This is a genomic window from Photorhabdus viridis, assembly GCF_040256935.1.
Taxonomy (GTDB): Bacteria; Pseudomonadota; Gammaproteobacteria; order Enterobacterales; family Enterobacteriaceae; genus Photorhabdus; species Photorhabdus viridis.
Map to the genome: position 1 here is coordinate 25591 of NZ_JBEJZY010000026.1, position 16371 is coordinate 41961.

General features: G+C 41.1%; 16 protein-coding genes. 5 read left to right on the forward strand and 11 right to left on the reverse strand.

Annotated elements, in window-relative coordinates; genetic code table 11:
* Window positions 1-77: 77 nt before the first annotated feature.
* Window positions 78-653, reverse strand: coding sequence for an aminodeoxychorismate synthase component II (locus ABR397_RS12685; RefSeq protein WP_350306053.1), 576 nt, complete (start codon window positions 651-653; stop codon window positions 78-80).
* Window positions 654-1026: 373 nt separating this feature from the next.
* On the opposite strand from ABR397_RS12685, the gene ABR397_RS12690 reads away from it, so the two are divergent.
* Window positions 1027-1167, forward strand: coding sequence for a hypothetical protein (locus tag ABR397_RS12690; protein ID WP_350306054.1), 141 nt, complete (start codon window positions 1027-1029; stop codon window positions 1165-1167).
* Window positions 1168-1278: 111 nt separating this feature from the next.
* Here the strand turns inward: ABR397_RS12690 and ppiA are convergent, their stop codons facing one another.
* Window positions 1279-1848: a peptidylprolyl isomerase A gene (gene ppiA / locus ABR397_RS12695; RefSeq protein ID WP_350306055.1), complete on the reverse strand. Its 570-nt coding sequence runs from the start codon at window positions 1846-1848 to the stop codon at window positions 1279-1281.
* Between the two features lie 306 nt (window positions 1849-2154).
* On the opposite strand from ppiA, the gene yihA reads away from it, so the two are divergent.
* Entirely contained in the window at window positions 2155-2787 is a 633-nt protein-coding gene (gene yihA, locus ABR397_RS12700; RefSeq protein ID WP_350306056.1) for a ribosome biogenesis GTP-binding protein YihA/YsxC, read from the forward strand.
* A gap of 78 nt (window positions 2788-2865) precedes the next feature.
* Here yihA and ABR397_RS25455 read toward each other — a convergent pair whose 3' ends face one another.
* From ABR397_RS25455 to ABR397_RS12715, 4 genes are all read right to left on the reverse strand, one after another.
* Window positions 2866-2913: a hypothetical protein gene (locus ABR397_RS25455; RefSeq protein WP_438361642.1), complete on the reverse strand. Its 48-nt coding sequence runs from the start codon at window positions 2911-2913 to the stop codon at window positions 2866-2868.
* 357 nt (window positions 2914-3270) lie between these two features.
* Window positions 3271-6060: a DNA polymerase I gene (polA, locus tag ABR397_RS12705; protein WP_350306057.1), complete on the reverse strand. Its 2790-nt coding sequence runs from the start codon at window positions 6058-6060 to the stop codon at window positions 3271-3273.
* Between the two features lie 378 nt (window positions 6061-6438).
* The gene (dsbA, locus tag ABR397_RS12710; protein WP_350306058.1) at window positions 6439-7062 is read right to left on the reverse strand and encodes a thiol:disulfide interchange protein DsbA; all 624 of its coding nucleotides are present in this window, start codon (window positions 7060-7062) and stop codon (window positions 6439-6441) included.
* A gap of 20 nt (window positions 7063-7082) precedes the next feature.
* Window positions 7083-8075 (reverse strand): serine/threonine protein kinase, encoded by a 993-nt coding sequence (locus ABR397_RS12715; protein WP_350306059.1) that lies wholly within the window; start codon window positions 8073-8075, stop codon window positions 7083-7085.
* Window positions 8076-8375: 300 nt separating this feature from the next.
* Here ABR397_RS12715 and mobA point away from each other — a divergent pair, with 300 nt between their 5' ends.
* Window positions 8376-8966 (forward strand): molybdenum cofactor guanylyltransferase MobA, encoded by a 591-nt coding sequence (gene mobA, locus ABR397_RS12720; protein WP_350306060.1) that lies wholly within the window; start codon window positions 8376-8378, stop codon window positions 8964-8966.
* On the forward strand, window positions 8963-9496 hold the full coding sequence (gene mobB, locus ABR397_RS12725) for a molybdopterin-guanine dinucleotide biosynthesis protein MobB (protein WP_350306061.1): 534 nt from the start codon (window positions 8963-8965) through the stop codon (window positions 9494-9496). The genes mobA and mobB overlap by 4 nt, the downstream gene beginning before the upstream one ends.
* Window positions 9497-9513: 17 nt before the next feature.
* On the opposite strand, the gene cysQ is transcribed toward mobB, so the two are convergent.
* Together cysQ and ABR397_RS12735 are read right to left on the reverse strand one after the other, a co-directional pair.
* On the reverse strand, window positions 9514-10257 hold the full coding sequence (gene cysQ / locus ABR397_RS12730; RefSeq protein ID WP_350306062.1) for a 3'(2'),5'-bisphosphate nucleotidase CysQ: 744 nt from the start codon (window positions 10255-10257) through the stop codon (window positions 9514-9516).
* Between the two features lie 147 nt (window positions 10258-10404).
* Entirely contained in the window at window positions 10405-11025 is a 621-nt protein-coding gene (locus tag ABR397_RS12735) for a peptidylprolyl isomerase (protein WP_350306063.1), read from the reverse strand.
* Between the two features lie 269 nt (window positions 11026-11294).
* On the opposite strand from ABR397_RS12735, the gene ABR397_RS12740 reads away from it, so the two are divergent.
* Complete coding sequence (locus tag ABR397_RS12740; protein WP_350306064.1) at window positions 11295-12005, forward strand: helix-turn-helix domain-containing protein; 711 nt, start codon at window positions 11295-11297, stop codon at window positions 12003-12005.
* A 36-nt stretch (window positions 12006-12041) separates the two neighbouring features.
* Here the strand turns inward: ABR397_RS12740 and ABR397_RS12745 are convergent, their stop codons facing one another.
* The 3 genes from ABR397_RS12745 to ABR397_RS12755 all read right to left on the reverse strand — a co-directional run bounded on the left by ABR397_RS12745 (window position 12042) and on the right by ABR397_RS12755 (window position 16358).
* The gene (locus ABR397_RS12745) at window positions 12042-13337 is read right to left on the reverse strand and encodes an ATP-grasp domain-containing protein (protein WP_350306065.1); all 1296 of its coding nucleotides are present in this window, start codon (window positions 13335-13337) and stop codon (window positions 12042-12044) included.
* 13 nt (window positions 13338-13350) lie between these two features.
* Window positions 13351-14535 carry an MFS transporter gene (locus ABR397_RS12750; protein ID WP_350306066.1) on the reverse strand — a complete coding sequence of 395 codons (1185 nt, stop codon included), beginning with the start codon at window positions 14533-14535 and terminating at the stop codon, window positions 13351-13353.
* Between the two features lie 125 nt (window positions 14536-14660).
* Window positions 14661-16358, reverse strand: a complete 1698-nt coding sequence (locus tag ABR397_RS12755) for a carbamoyltransferase family protein (RefSeq protein ID WP_350306067.1) — start codon at window positions 16356-16358, stop codon at window positions 14661-14663.
* Window positions 16359-16371 lie beyond the last annotated feature (13 nt).

The window sequence follows — 16371 nt, forward strand, 5'->3', positions numbered from 1 at the left end:
AATCACTGAATATGCATAAAAAATCAAAGATGGGCAAATGAAAAAGATAAATAAATGAAGAAATTATTGGTATCTGGTTAATATCTAAGGAAGTTACTCAGTAGCTGATGCCCTTGCTCGCTGAGAATACTTTCAGGGTGGAACTGCACACCCTCCAGGGGCAGAGTACGATGACGAATTCCCATGATCTCATCTACATTACCGTTATGCTGACTCCATGCAGTGACTTCAAATACGGCTGGTAAAGTCTCTGCGGCAATCACCAATGAATGGTAACGGGTAACCGTTAATGGCCTGTTAAGCCCTTTGAACACACCTTGCTGATTATGATGAATAGCAGAAGTTTTCCCATGCATCACTTCCCTGGCTTTTACTACACTGGCGCCGAATGCCTGCCCAATTGCCTGATGCCCAAGGCAAACACCAAGAATCGGCAGTTTATCCGCAAAATGAGAAATCGCAGCCAGAGAAATTCCTGCTTCATTTGGAGTACAAGGACCTGGGGAAATAACCAGATGTGTAGGCGCCAATCGCTCAATATCTTCAAGCTGTAATTCATCATTGCGCTTGACTAAAACATCTGTTCCCAATTCACAAAAATATTGATATAAGTTATACGTAAAAGAATCATAGTTATCTATTATTAATAACATAGGAGTCTATCCTACCCATTTTTATCGCTGTATTTGTTGTCCTGCCAATCCTGCAATTTGTTTATCATGAACAACATGATTTCAGGTAAAACGGCCTAACGACAACGGGGCGGCTATCATAGCACATAAGCACTTGCAGCATAGTGTAACAAAATCAATGACTACTTTTTCCTCAATCAACTTACTCTCATACCGCTACAAAACATAGGCTCTTTTTGATATTCAATAAGTAAGGTAATTGTTATGAAGACAAAATTGATTATAGCATCTTCCCCGTTTTTGCTGTCTACCTGAGAGCCTGCAAATCCATTGTCGGGCTCGGGTATTTTCCTCTCCCTCTGCACGTTGTAATCGCCAGACCAGAACACAGGCCATGCTCGCTATCAGTAACCGGCGTAACACCGCAGGTGCACTGCGTTGCAACCACGAGAGTAAAGAGAAGGAATGCTATAAAGACGGATATTATCCACGAACCGAAGAAAATAAAGAATTCACCAAGAAGTTGTATGAATAACGGTAAAACGAGCCTTCATTAAATGAAGGCCCGATTGTTAATCAGATGCAAATTCACTGAGAGACCAGAAACTGCCATAATCGCAGCAATCATTAATATCTCAGAAAAAAGTTAAGGGACAATCTTAGCAGACAAGATAACCACAGGTTTCACCGGTACATTCTGATATGGGCCGACATTTTCAGTTTTTACTTGAGAAATTTTATCTACAACATCCATACCTTTTACGACTTTACCAAATACTGCATAGCCAAAGTCACGCTGACCATGATCAAGGAAAGCATTATCCGCTACGTTGATAAAGAATTGACTAGTAGCACTGTCTTTATCAGCGGTACGCGCCATAGAAATCGTTCCGCGTAAATTACGCAGCCCGTTATCCGCTTCATTTTTAATGGGTTCTTTAGTCGCTTTCTGCTGCAAATCTTTGGTAAAACCGCCACCCTGAACCATAAATCCAGGGATTACCCGATGAAAAATTGTGTTGTTATAATAACCCTCATTGACGTATTCAATAAAGTTTTTGGTTGTAATCGGCGCTTTCTGGCTATTTAATTCCAGTTCAATATTACCCTCTGTTGTCGTCAGCTTCACATGGGTTTCACCCGCAGCCAGAGCCAAAGGCGCCATTGCGCTCAGAGAACATGCAGTTACAAGCGTCACTAAAATACGTTTAAACATTCTGGATTCCTATATATTAAAGTCAACAACACAAGCTGAAATCAATTCTAATAATCTCCTCAGCATAGTGCTCAATATTTACTTACATTTACGATATCAATCGGTTGATGCCTTGGATAAAAATTTATCCTCTCACAATAGATCAGATTTTATTTCACAAATAAGGCAATAATTGACGGCAAAATAGCAAGTTTGACTTAACCCATCAGAAATATGTCATTACTTTTAATCCTGTCAACCAACAGTGGCTATCGGTATAATCCCCTTTGGCATATATTCAGTGCATTTCTCAGGGAGATAACCATTTTGACCATCAAAAACCACAACTATCATATGACCCGTTTTATCACGAGCGCACCTGATATTCGCCATCTACCTCAAGAACTGGGTATTGAAGTCGCATTTGCCGGTCGCTCAAACGCGGGTAAGTCCAGCGCGCTAAATGCCCTGACGAAACAGAAAAGCCTCGCCCGTACCAGCAAAACGCCAGGGCGAACACAACTCATCAATTTATTTGAAGTAGAAGAAGGTATTCACCTGGTTGACTTACCCGGCTATGGCTATGCCGAAGTACCAGAAGAGATAAAGCGTAAATGGCAGAAAGCATTGGGTGAATATCTGCAAAAGCGTGAGTGCCTAATTGGGCTGGTCGTACTGATGGATATCCGTCATCCATTGAAAGATCTCGACCAACAGATGATCCAATGGGCCGTGGCAATGCATGTACCGGTTATTGTGTTACTAACTAAAGCCGATAAACTGGCATCTGGCGCCCGCAAAAGCCAGTTAAATAAAGTACGTGAAGAATTAACAACTCTCAATGGAGATATTCAAGTGGAATACTTCTCCGCCCTGAAAAAAATCGGGATCGATAAATTACAACAAAAACTGGATATGTGGTTCAGTCAACCAACCATTCAAATTGAAAACAATATTTAACATCGCTTTTGTTATCCCCACCCGCTGAATTCAGACGAAAAAAATGCCCCAGTCAAAACTGACTGGGGCAGCTAATATTCAGCTAAATCCGATTACGTGAAGTAAAAGGTCTGAAAGATAGAACATCTTACCTCTGTACCCTACGCCAGTAACTCTACCTTATTTTATTTCTCAGAAAAAGCCTTTTTGTAATTTATTTTCAATGACTATCTCGATTCAGCTTAAGATTTTGATTGTTTTATCACCATTAAATGTAGTTTAATTACATATTTATGCGATCTGGATCTAATATGCATCGGATGGCGCAACAAATTAAATAGCACCTTGGTATCAAGTACCAGAACAACCGCTATATCTTGCTTGGGAAGACGGGGATACCAGAGCATATGGTGACTATGGTTAACAGGGCCATTGGACATTCAGCAGATTAAAAAAGGCTGAGCCAAATACACAGCTCAGCCTGTCGCTTATTAAACTGGCATATTAGTGTGCCTGATCCCAGTTGTCACCGATACCCACATCCACTTTCAAAGGAACATCAAGCACCAAACTTTTCTCCATCAATTCACGAATTTTCTGTTCTGCATTTTCAAGTTCTGACTCATGAACCTCGAATACCAGCTCATCGTGAACCTGCATGATCATGCGAACCTTCGGATCTTCACCGATAATCCATTTATCCACCGCAATCATCGCTTTTTTGATAATATCCGCTGCGGTTCCCTGCATTGGCGCATTAATGGCTTCACGCTCTGCCGCCTTACGGCGCATACCATTGCGAGATTTGATATCTGGCAAATAAAGACGACGACCATCCAAGGTTTCAACATAACCCTGCTCTTCCGCTTGCTTACGGGTACGCTCCATATACGCCAATACACCTGGGTAGCGCTCAAAATAGAGATCCATATAACGCTGAGCTTCACCGCGTGGAATACCCAACTGACGGGAAAGACCAAATGCGCTCATACCGTAGATCAAACCAAAGTTAATTGCCTTAGCACTACGGCGCTGCTCACTGGTTACCTGCTCCAGCGACAAACCAAAGACTTCCGCCGCCGTTGCCCGGTGAATATCTTGCCCTTCGGCAAAAGCCTTCAACAACCCTTGATCCTGAGATAAATGGGCCATAATCCGCAGCTCAATTTGAGAATAGTCAGCTGCCATAATTCGGTAACCTTCAGGTGCTACAAATGCCTGACGAATGCGGCGACCCTCGTCATTACGGACAGGAATATTTTGCAGGTTGGGATCACGCGAAGAGAGACGCCCAGTTGCTGTTACCGCCTGGTGATAGGAAGTATGAACCCGTTTAGTCAACGGATGGACCATCTGCGGCAGTTTATCTGTGTAAGTGGATTTCAGTTTTGCCAAGCCGCGATGCTCCAAAATCACTTTCGGCAAAACATGGTTATCCGCCAACTCTTCCAACACTTCTTCATTGGTGGATGGTGCGCCGCCCGGTGTCTTTTTTATTACCGGCAGCTGCAATTTTTCAAACAATATCGCCTGTAGCTGTTTTGGCGAAGCCAAGTTGAAAGCCTCGCCTGCCAGTTCATGTGCTTCTTTTTCCAATTCACCCAGACGAGCAGTAATCTCTTTTGAATGCTCAGCCAGAATATTTGAATCAATCAGTACACCTGTACGCTCCATGCGAGAAAGTACCATCACCAATGGCATTTCTGTTTTCAGGAATACTTTTTCTAGAGCGGGAGCTTTCTCCAGTTGCGGCCACATAACCTGATGCAGCAACAAAGTGACATCTGCATCTTCTGCGGCATACATTGCAGCCTGTTCCACTGGAACCTGATTAAAAGTAAGCTGATTTTTGCCTTTACCCGCGATCTCTTCAAAAGTCGTGGTCTTATGATTCAAATGACGTTCAGCCAAACTATCCATATCATGCCGCCCCATGCCTGCAACGCTGTTGAGCACGTAAGATTCCAACATGGTATCGTAAGCAATGCCTTGTAGTTCAATGCCATAACGAGCCAGAACACCACGGTCGAACTTAATATTCTGACCAATTTTCAACAAGTTACTATCTTCAAGCAGCGGTTTTAATACCGCCAGCACCGCATCTCGGTCAAGCTGCTCTGGCGCATCCAGATAATCATGCCCCAGAGGCAGATAAGCTGCGTCTCCGGCAGTCACTGCAAATGACATCCCCACCAAATTAGCTGTCAGGGTATCAAGGCTGTCAGTCTCGGTATCAAAAGCAAAAACCGGCGCTTTTTTCAGCTTCTCAATCCACTCATCGAAGCGTTTCTGATCGAGAATAGTCTGATAATTATCAGAAGAAAGTGTTGCCGAAACAGATTTATCTTCAGCCGAAGATGATTCATCATTACCCGTAGATGTCGGTTTTTTGCCCTTAGCAACCAACCAATCACCATTTGCCAAGTCACTCAACCAACGTTTAAATTCATAACGCGAGAACAATTCATGCAGTTTCTCTGTATCAGGCTCTTTGACTGACAAAGCAACACAGGTTTTATCCAACTCAACATCTGTTTTAATCGTTGCCAATTTATAGGAGAGATAAGCTACATCTTTATGTTGCTCCATTTTATCCGCCAGCGTTTTTGCGCCACGGAAGCTCAACCCCGCAATTTTATCCAGATTGGCAAAGATATCGTCCATGCCGCCAATTCCTTGCAGCAATCCCAGAGCCGTTTTCTCCCCTACTCCAGGCACGCCAGGAATATTATCTGAAGAGTCGCCCATCAGTGCCAGAAAATCGATGATCAGATTTGGCGACACGCCATACTTCTCAACCACTTCTTCTGGCCCCAGAATGGTATTATTCATTGTATTGATAAGTGTGATATTTGGCGTTACCAGTTGCGCCATATCTTTATCACCCGTGCTGATAAGGACCGCACGCCCCTCTTTTTCCGCCTGTAACGCCAGAGTCCCGATAACATCATCGGCTTCCACCCCCGAAACCACCAGCAACGGCAACCCCATAGCTTCTACCATCTGATGTAACGGCTCTACCTGCGCACGCAGATCATCCGGCATAGGGGGACGATGAGACTTATACTCAGCAAACAATTCATCACGGAAAGTTTTACCTTTAGCATCAAATACTACCGCCACATGGCTCGGTTTATACTGCATCACCAAACTGCGCAGCATATTCAATACGCCATACATGGCTCCGGTCGGTTCTCCAGCGCTGTTGGTCAGCGGAGGAAAAGCATGATAAGCACGATAAAGGTATGAGGAACCATCAACCAAAATCAGGGGATTGTCTGCTATCTGAGCCATAAGTCTTCTTCATTATCTGTTACGGGTGTAATAGGAATAGGATGCCACAGCAAGAAGCAGGAAACGAATTTTGTGTGAATTTTCTTTGCTGAAGCCAGATCCAAATATTCACACTCTGCTATAAATTCTGTGGATAACTTTGTGTATAGATATTACGGATTTCATTCAAGCATAGACCGTTGATAAAAAAAATTTATCAACGGTGGGTAAAAATCAATGACTTATAATCCTAGTCATTAAACTGTCATATTACCTTATAGATCACAGAGTTGTGGATATAACCGGAGTTTGCCTTACAAAAAATTCTTTCTGGCACGCATTGTGCCAAAGCTTCTCACTCCGGCACATGCTCATGTTATTCTATTTCAGTAACCAACCTTACTTCTGCTTTAACAGGAAGTTAACAACGTCCGAATATGATTTCGCATAGGTATCAGCAGAAGTTTCATCAATACCATTATTTCTCACCATATATTTGCCGTTAACAAACATTGCTGGTACACCACGCAATTGCAAGTCCTGAGCGGCTTTTTGCTGCTTAACAACTAAAGATTTCACAACAAAACTGTTCATTGCAGCATCATAATCTTCACCGGTTACTCCTGCTTTGATAAAGGTATTACGAATATCGGCCGGGGTATTAATAGTCTGTGTTTTCTGAAGGCCCTCAAACAGTAGTGGAGTCACTTTATCTTCAACACCCATCGCCATTGCCACCGCCCAAGCCACAGTCAAATCTTCACCCAGCGGCCCCAAGAACTCCACATGATAACGAACAAAATTCGTTCCCTCCGGTAAATTTTGTTTCACAGTCTGGGGAACTTTAAAACTCTCTTCAAACTGATAGCAATGAGGGCAATAGAATGAGAAGAACTCTAGCACCTGAGGTTGATTTGCCACGGGTGATTTCAGTTCAACATACTGTGTTCCTTCGGTAAAACTGGCAGCAGAGGCACCAAATACCATCACCATTCCAACTAAAGCTAACCAAAACTTTTTCATAAATATCTCCATGATAAACATTAATACATTGGGTTAAGCTGCAAAGGTGGTTCTTGTAACAGCTTAATCTGCCCAGCAAAAAGTGACGTCTGTTTTAACCAAAAATCGGCATCTGTCATCCAAGGAAATGCTCTGGGAAAAGCGGGATCCTGCCAACGTTGGGCAACCCATGTCAAATAATAGACCATCCGCATAGCACGCAATGGTTCTATTAATGACAACTCTCTAGGGTCAAAATCCGTAAACTCGCCATAGGCTTCCAACAGAGTATCCAACTGTAATAACTGTTCTTGGCGGGAGCCATGAAGCAACATCCATAAGTCCTGAACTGCCGGGCCATTACGCGCATCATCAAGATCAACAAACCAGGCTCCATCACGCCACAGGATATTACCTGGGTGACAGTCACCATGAAGCCTCAATATTTGCCAATCATCGCGCCAATTTGATTCTACGGCATTTATCAGATCATCCAATATAGTCAAAAATTGCACTTTCTGTACTGAAGGAATTAACTCACATGCAGCCAAAAACTGTCGCGGCTGATGCAAATACTCATTTAACCCGATAGTTGGACGAGAGGTGAATTTTTGCCGACGACCAATCTGATGCATTCTACCTAACAAGCGCCCTACATCTTCTAACTGAAAGAGATCATCGGATTCATATTGGCGGCCCCCGATACTTGGGAAAACAGCAAAAAAGAAATCCTTAAAAGTCAGTAAAGTTTGCTGATTAAACACCAGAGGCGCAGCTACCGACAAATCAGCCTGTTGCAGCGCCAGGGAAAAATCATGCTCTTCCTGAATCTGTTGCCGATCCCAGCGCTGCGGACGATAAAACTTCACGACATAACGTTTGCGATCTTCATCTGTAAACTGATAAACACGGTTCTCATAACTGTTTAACTCGGTCAGCCCGGAATCTATGTACAGTCCGGTCTGCACCAATGCATCCATAATCAAATCCGGTGTTAATTCCCGGAAATTAAAAGCAGACTGGTTTGTTAGCACATTCTATTCTCTTGATTAATTTGTAATAACGCCACGGGCGCACAATAACGCGCCAACTTCCGCAAAAATTCAGCCCGTGATATTTCACACCAAATTCCTTAATAGACAGAAACCTATACAAATTAACAGGGATAGCTATTCAGAGAAAGAATTGCTCTGTCAATAAGCGTAAAGATTATTATTTTATCAGCGAGTTATCCGGTAATCTTATCTGAAAAACGTTTTATGAAGCCCAAATAACCAAGCAAAAAAAGGTTATATTAGCGGACAATAACCGTCTTAGCTGATAGATTGAACATTATGCAACCAAAAATAAGCGGTGCGATCCTCGCAGGAGGCCGAGCTACCCGCATGGACGGCCATGATAAAGGGCTAATTCTCTTAAATAAGATACCGCTGTACCAGCATATTGTGAATAAGCTGTTACCACAGGTAGATGAATTAATCATCAATGCCAACCGTAATCTGGATATTTACCGACAAAGTTGTGATCAAGTTGTTCCTGATTTAACACCAGACTTCTCTGGACCACTGTCTGGAATGCTGGCAACCCTAAAATCAGCCCGCCACGATTGGGTTGTGTTTGTTCCTTGTGATGTACCGGGCTTGCCCCCTGATTTAGTCACTCGTTTATGGCAGGGCAAGCAGCAGGCATTAGCCGCCTATGTAAATGATGGCAATCTCGCTCATCCTACTCTCGCTTTACTGCACTGTAGTCTGTTCCATCAATTGGAAAATTATCTGGCTGCTGGTGATCGCAAACTGATGCTGTTTATGCATAAGATTGGCGCAATAGCTGTTCAGTTTGACGATAATCCAGTTGCTTTTACCAATCTGAACACACCAGAGGATTGCCGGAATTGGGAATATATGCGGGAGACCAGAAAATGAGTACAAGACCCCTTCCACTACTTGGCATCACGGCATACAGCAGTACAGGAAAAACCACGCTTCTCAAAAAAGTGATCCCATTATTACGCCAACGGCAAATCCGGGTTGGTCTGATAAAACACACTCATCACGATATAGATGTAGATAAACCAGGCAAAGACAGTTATGTACTACGCAAAGCTGGCGCAGAGCAAACGCTAGTCGCCAGCCAACAACGCTGGGCATTAATGACAGAAACGCCAGATTCACAGGAATTAGATTTGAGCTATCTTGCCAGTCGCTTTGATCCAGATTCACTGGATCTGATTCTGGTGGAGGGCTTTAAGAATGAGCCAATCACTAAGATTGCTCTATACCGTCGTATTCTTAACCGCCCATTAAGCGATCTTCTTGATCAATATGTGATTGCTGTTGCCAGTGATGAAAAATTGGAGACCGCTTTACCACAACTAAATCTCAATCAGCCTGAACAGGTGGCTGATTTTATTGTGGAATGGTTACAAAATCAGCAGCACTCCCACGCTGGATAAATTCATCAATACGCCGCCTAAAAAATTGTTACTCTAAATCCTGGATTCAGGAATGATTCACGAGGCGTATAATCCAGAGTCTGGCCTTTCCAGTTTGTCACATGAGCGCCGGCAGCAATTGCTATAGCATGACCTGCTGCGGTATCCCAGATATTAGTTGGTCCGAAACGGGGATAAAGTTGCGCCTTTCCTTCAGCCACCAGGCAGAACTTCAATGAAGAACCTACAGAAACCGTCTGATGTTCACCTAACTGATTGAGATAATCCTCCAATTCTGTATCCATATGAGAGCGACTGACGACCACCATTGGGGGATTAGCATCACGAATTTTAATCGGCAAACATTGACCACCACAGGTTTTTTTCCATGCTTGCCGTCCTTGCCCAAAATAAAGCGTCCCCTGCACAGGAGCATACACCACCCCCATCACAGGAATTCCACCATCAATCAGAGCGATATTAACCGTAAATTCACCGTTACGATTAATAAACTCCTTGGTTCCATCCAAAGGATCAACTAACCAGTAGCGCTTCCAATTACGTCTCTCTTCCCAGGCTGGCGGCTCTTCTTCCGACAACAATGGAATTTCCGGTGCGATACGGGATAATCCGGCTTTAATTATTTTATGAGCCGCAATATCAGCAATAGTAATCGGTGAATCATCCTGTTTATGATCAACTTTCAGGGGATGTTCATCCTGATAAATTGTCATAATAACCGCGCCAGCTTCCTGGGCCAGTTGGCAGACTTGTTCTAGCATCATACACCTCTACGGTTAGTTATCTGTTATCATTTTAGACTAAATTATCAATCGATCTTCTGCTGAAATTGTAAGAATTTTATTACCATCACCAAAGCAAAAACAGCCGGATATACCGGCTATTTTTAATCATATTTCTGGATAAAATTACAGAATATCCAGTAATTCCACTTCAAAAATCAGTGCGCTATATGGGGGAATCGATGCGCCGGCGCCCCGCTCACCATAAGCCAAATCATATGGGATATAAAGTTCCCATTTAGAACCGACAGGCATCAGGGTCAATGCTTCGATCCATCCGGCAATCACACCATTCACTGGGAATTCGGTAGGTTCACCACGCTGTACTGAACTGTCAAACACAGTGCCATCAATCAGGCGGCCAGTATAGTGAACACGAACCCGGTCAGTACGGGCCGGAATTGCGCCATCACCCTGTTTTAGTACAGAGAACTGTAAACCAGATTCTGTCGTACTGATACCATCACGCTGGGCATTTTCTGCCAGAAACTTCTGACCCTCTTCTGCCATAGCCTGCTGGCGTTCACGGCGCACACCGTCTGCACGCTCATGCATCTCACGTAAAGCACGATGCAGTATATCAACCGGCACCGCTGGAGAACGACTTTCCAGCGCATCACATAATCCTGTCAGCAATGCTTCAGGCTCCAGACCTTGCAGACCAGATTCCAGTAATTGCTGACCGACTTGTAAGCCAACCCCATAACTTGCTTGTGCTTCGATAGAGTCAAAAGAAAGTTTTGTCATGAAAATACCTGTGATCAAATTAAATTAGGCCTGCAAGCATAACAGTGCTATGTAACAGGGTAAACCGAAGATATCACTGGAGGATACGTCTCACCGCAATATATAAAACTCAATAATCGGTATAACTCTAAGTGGCATATTCATTTCTTAAAGGTTACAATACAAATAAATTCTTTCAAAATATTTTTACTTCCAATTGATTATATAAATAAAATATTGTTGATATAGAATTAATTCTACTGCTAATATTATACAATGAGGAAAATCTTATGAATACGTCATTTAATGAGATTTTATCAGAAATTCAGAAATCCAAGACTATGCCGGAATTAGAAAAAAAATTGTTAAACGCGATAAATTATCTGGATTTTGAATTTTACTCAATTTATCAGGAAGAAAAATACCCATTCACGACAAAAAAATATGTTTTAATAACCAATTTGAATATAGAAACCGCAAATAATTATAATCAAAATAATAATCACGACAGCGACCAATTAATGAACGGTGATTATACTTTCTCCATACCTTCAATTTGCAATGAAAAAATATCAAAAAACACTGATTTTATGATTGAAAAATCAAAGATAAATGAAGTTAAAAATAGTCTCTCAATTAAAATAAAAGGTTCCCATGGAGAAAGATCAATTTTTTCAGTTGCCAGAAAAGAAGGCGCTATTTCTCACAATGAGATACTCAATAAAGCAGGCATGCTAGGCATATTAGCAAATGAATGTGTGGAAACGTTCAATAACCTAAAGAATAAAGAGGATAAAATAATCGTCCCAACACTGTCCACAAGAGAAGTCGAAGTAATAAGATGGACTTGTGAAGGAAAAACCTCTGCTGAAATAGCCAATATACTGGAAATTTCAACAAGAACAGTTAATTTCCATATTAATAATATTATGGAGAAATTAGTTGTTCCCAATAAAGTCGCAGCGGTTGCTAAAGCAATAGCATATAACCTGATCATATAACAATTAGAGCCAAAACGAGGCCCTAATCATATAAAATTATAAAATATAATTTTTCAAAATATCTCTCCAGGCATCATTAACTTCATTCATCAGGGATTCACATTTGATATGCTCGTCATGAATATGCACACAAACATAACCACAGAAATCATTATTGCTCTTTGGTGTTTCATAAACCAGCGAATTTTTGTCTAAATTAATACTTATTGAAATAATATCATAATGTAATTTTCTAAAAATATTATCAATAGATAGTAATAATAATTTATTTACTGCTGTTTTACTAAATTTATCATTAATTTTCCCATTTTTACCCGCCAGCAAATTAATCAAGAATGCTCTCCCCTTCGCTTCGGGTAATATCATTCGATCACTAAACCCTTTAACTAAGTGATCAACCCAAACTTCCTGCAAGCTTATACCATATACCCGATTCGCCATATCCCAAATACGCATACCTGCTGGTCTACGGTTAGTTTCAACCAAGAAAGTTTCTCCCGTTTTACTATCTTGCTTAATCTCATTATGGAATGCGCCGAGAGTCTGGCCTGAAATTAGGTTAATTGCTTGCCCTGCTTTATGTAATGCAACAGCATTTCTTCCATCGCATTGCGCGGGAACTATTTGCCCTATTTCAACAGGATATTCGCCTTTCTGAGAGACTTTTTGCGTTAAAAAAGCCATACAACCAATACCATCGTACGAATATTCTGTATCGAAAGTAATAAGTTCTTCTGCAAGAATTGGGTTGCCACCAGACTGCGCAACAGATTGAGCAAAAGCAGTTGGAATTTTATTCCTATCTTTAATCGCCACCACACCGAAATTTGCCCGACCACAATTAGGTTTAATAACCGCACCATACGGAACAGAATCATAAAACTCCTCCAGTTCATTAATATCATTAATGAAACTGTATCGAGGGGTTTTAATATGCTGGGCCGCAAGCAGTGGCGATATACGGGTTTCTTGTTGACGGAACTGAGATTTCTCAATACCCGCGAAACTTAATTCAGGATCATCACCATAAACATTTAGTTTCTTCGCTATAACAGCAGCATATCCAGACACCGCATCCATAAAGGGAAGAATAGCGGCACATGTCATATCAAGTTCAGAAAGAACACCTATTACTTTATCAACATAATTTTCTGTCCGTACAGGTACATGATAGACAAATGGGGTGATATTTTTCTCTTCACCGGACAACATATCACTAATAATCACTAATTCAAGGGAATAATTATACTGAATATAGTCACGGATATTAACAATTTCATTCAGTCTTGCCGGAAGATAATCAAGGACTAACAAGTATTTTTTTGAACTCATATTTCCTCCATTATTAACTATTATGCAAATTGAATTTAAGCGAACGATAAGGATTAATAATGACGAACATCAATAAAACAAATACAGAGAATATCAAATAAATACTATTGTAGGAAAAATAGTTCAGTAAATTAGCACAAATGAAACTGGTTAAAGGTATCGCTATCTGATTCAAAACAAGCACAACGCCGAGATACTGAGAAAAATTCTTCTTTGGAATAAGGCTTGCCCGGTAAGAGCGGGAAAAAAGATTAAAACAACCTTCCGAACCAATAACCAACAAGAAACCCAATGTATAAATAACGAATAACGGACCAGTAGCGAATAATGTCAGACCACATAACGCAATAAGAAAAGCCGTCACACCAACGATACGCACATCAAAAATACGGCATAATTTCGGAGCAACAAAGAAGACACAACAATTCACCCCCCCTGCATAGGCCAAAAGCCGGGCATAACTCTCCTCCGGTTGTGAAAAAATACTGGTAATAACATAAACAGCCGTTGATAAGATAGCCCCTTGCATCACATTCATCAGAAATGTCAGACTAATAACCCGTAGCAGCGACGGGTTTCCCATCAGGAATTTAAAAATCGCAGGCAGATTATAACCTTCTCTATTCGCATGTTCTGCAATCTGATTTTTCCTTTGTAGCTGAAACCATATGAAGCTGCTAATTAGGAAAGGAAAAAAAGCAAATGCAAATACGGCATAAAGACTGAATTTATAAACCAGCACACCAACAACCGCCGGGGCTGCGATATAGGTAAACTGTTCAACAAATTGTAAACGAGAGTTAACAGAAGGCAACTCTATTGCATTAATGTTTTTAGAGACGAAACCTTCGAGGTTGACATATCCCGCGCCACTAAAAAAAGACAAAACACATGAGAGAGGAATAATGATATATACAATATTATTATCTGAATATATAAATGAAAGAATAAAAAGGAATAAACAAACCAATGAACGTAGAATATCACTCAAGAATAACATAACCAATGTATGCATCCTATCACCCATCCAACCAGAAATAGGGAGTGAAATGACTCTGAATAACCGTTCAAGCCCAAAAGCAAAAGATGCAAGTGAAGCGCTATGAGTTGAGGTATACACTAATACAGGCACAGCAAACATAACAAATGCCTCTGAAAAAACAGAAAAAAAGCGAGCCAATATGATCCTGTGTATCATTAGTATTACCTCAACCTTATTGTCTATCCCAATAAGCTATTTTATTTATCATAATTGAGTCTGGACAATACTCAAACTGATTTTATCAATTACGCCTACTGGGATAGACTTTTACTACGCAAATTTTAATGAATCGATTTAATCAAATAATTCCCCAAAACTAAATAATCAATATTTGTTTTCATGAAAGTTTTAATAGCATCCTCAGGAGAACAAACAATCGGTTCACTATCGTTATAAGAGGTATTCAGCAACAAAGGAACACCTGTTTTCAGATAAAATTCCTCAATCAACCGAGCATAACCTGAATTTGCTTCACTATCTACAACCTGGACTCTGGCAGTGCCATCTGCGTGAACGACGGCTGGAATTTGCGATGCTTTATCGACTTTAGCATCCATCGCCAACAACATATATTTTGCAGCTTCAGGCAATTCTTTCCGAACATGGAACCAATCAGCGACATGCTGGCGCAATACACTCGGCGCAAATGGCCTAAACATTTCACGATGCTTAATTTTACGATTCATTAAATCCCGAATATCTTTATTTCTCGGGTCTGCCAGCAAACTACGATTACCCAGTGCCCGCGGCCCAAATTCCATCCGCCCCTGGAACCAACCAATCACATTATTTTCAGCCAGTAAGCCTGCGACGACCTCATGAATATTTTCTTCATATGTCCAATCCAAGCCATACTCACTCAAACTACGCTGGTAATCATCATCACTATATTCAACCCCCCAATAAGTGTGAGGCAGAGGATAGCGTTGCTCATTTCCAAGAATCTGATGCCAAATAAATAATGCAGCGCCAGTAGCAGTACCCGCATCATGTGCGGCAGGTTGTACAAAGATATCTTCAATATCCAACTCTTCATACAACCGCTTATTCGTTATGCAATTTAATGCCACACCACCGGCAAGGCAAAGCTTATTCGTTGCAGTTTCCTGTAAATAATAACGAGCCATATTTAAAACTATCTCATCAGTTATTTCCTGAAGAGAGGCAGCAATATCATAATACTCCTGTGCAACTTCTCCACCAGGAACTCTTTTCTCAATGCCAAACAAAGATTCCAATTTAGAAAAATCTTCACTGCGAAAATTGAGAATAGTATTATCGATAGTAAACTCGCCTTTATCATAAATTTTGACTAATTGTTTGAATGCCGGCATAAAACCTTCATGCGTACCATAAGCAGACATTCCCATGACTTTGCAAGCATCGTATACAGAGAAACCCAAGAACTCTGCCAATTTTTCCCACATAAAACCGATTGAATTAGGGTATTCAATAGTTTTAATTTTTTTCAGGCTATTACCATCGCCCAAATATATTCCAGCGGTATTATCCTCTCCTACACCATCAAGTGATAACGTTAATGCTTTATCAAATGACGAGACAAAATAAGCCGATGCCGCATGAGCTGTATGATGAGGCACCCAATGAAATTGACCACGAAATCCCATCGATTGCAAAATTTCAGGCACTGAAGTCGTTTTACGATAGAAAATTGACTCACCCGAAATACTTCCCCAACTGCCTTCATTCTTAATTTCATCAATAAAAACTGACTTCCTTCGTTCTATTGGATCGATAGAAAACCCTATATGACTCACGTCTTCCAATTTAATACCAGCAAAATCTAATGCGATTTCAATTGAAGCCAGTGGCAGTTCATCAGGATTATCAACATTTGCCGGCTTTCCGTGTTTCCTTCTATTTAACCGCTCTTCTTCAATGGAAAAAATAGTTTCTCCATCCTTTAATAAACAAACTGCTGATTCATGATAAATAGAATTTATACCTAAAATATACATGATTTATTATCCC

Bases quoted from the DNA above. Each gene is read 5' to 3' on its own strand.
- ABR397_RS12740 (WP_350306064.1), top strand. From the start codon at position 11,295: ATGAATACGTCATTTAATGAGATTTTATCAGAAATTCAGAAATCCAAG.
- mobB (WP_350306061.1), top strand. From the start codon at position 8,963: ATGAGTACAAGACCCCTTCCACTACTTGGCATCACGGCATACAGCAGT.
- polA (WP_350306057.1), bottom strand. From the start codon at position 6,060: ATGGCTCAGATAGCAGACAATCCCCTGATTTTGGTTGATGGTTCCTCA.
- dsbA (WP_350306058.1), bottom strand. From the start codon at position 7,062: ATGAAAAAGTTTTGGTTAGCTTTAGTTGGAATGGTGATGGTATTTGGT.
- ABR397_RS12745 (WP_350306065.1), bottom strand. From the start codon at position 13,337: ATGAGTTCAAAAAAATACTTGTTAGTCCTTGATTATCTTCCGGCAAGA.
- ABR397_RS12735 (WP_350306063.1), bottom strand. From the start codon at position 11,025: ATGACAAAACTTTCTTTTGACTCTATCGAAGCACAAGCAAGTTATGGG.
- ABR397_RS12690 (WP_350306054.1), top strand. From the start codon at position 1,027: ATGCTCGCTATCAGTAACCGGCGTAACACCGCAGGTGCACTGCGTTGC.
- ABR397_RS12755 (WP_350306067.1), bottom strand. From the start codon at position 16,358: ATGTATATTTTAGGTATAAATTCTATTTATCATGAATCAGCAGTTTGT.
- mobA (WP_350306060.1), top strand. From the start codon at position 8,376: ATGCAACCAAAAATAAGCGGTGCGATCCTCGCAGGAGGCCGAGCTACC.
- cysQ (WP_350306062.1), bottom strand. From the start codon at position 10,257: ATGCTAGAACAAGTCTGCCAACTGGCCCAGGAAGCTGGCGCGGTTATT.
- ABR397_RS12685 (WP_350306053.1), bottom strand. From the start codon at position 653: ATGTTATTAATAATAGATAACTATGATTCTTTTACGTATAACTTATAT.
- ABR397_RS12750 (WP_350306066.1), bottom strand. From the start codon at position 14,535: ATGATACACAGGATCATATTGGCTCGCTTTTTTTCTGTTTTTTCAGAG.
- ppiA (WP_350306055.1), bottom strand. From the start codon at position 1,848: ATGTTTAAACGTATTTTAGTGACGCTTGTAACTGCATGTTCTCTGAGC.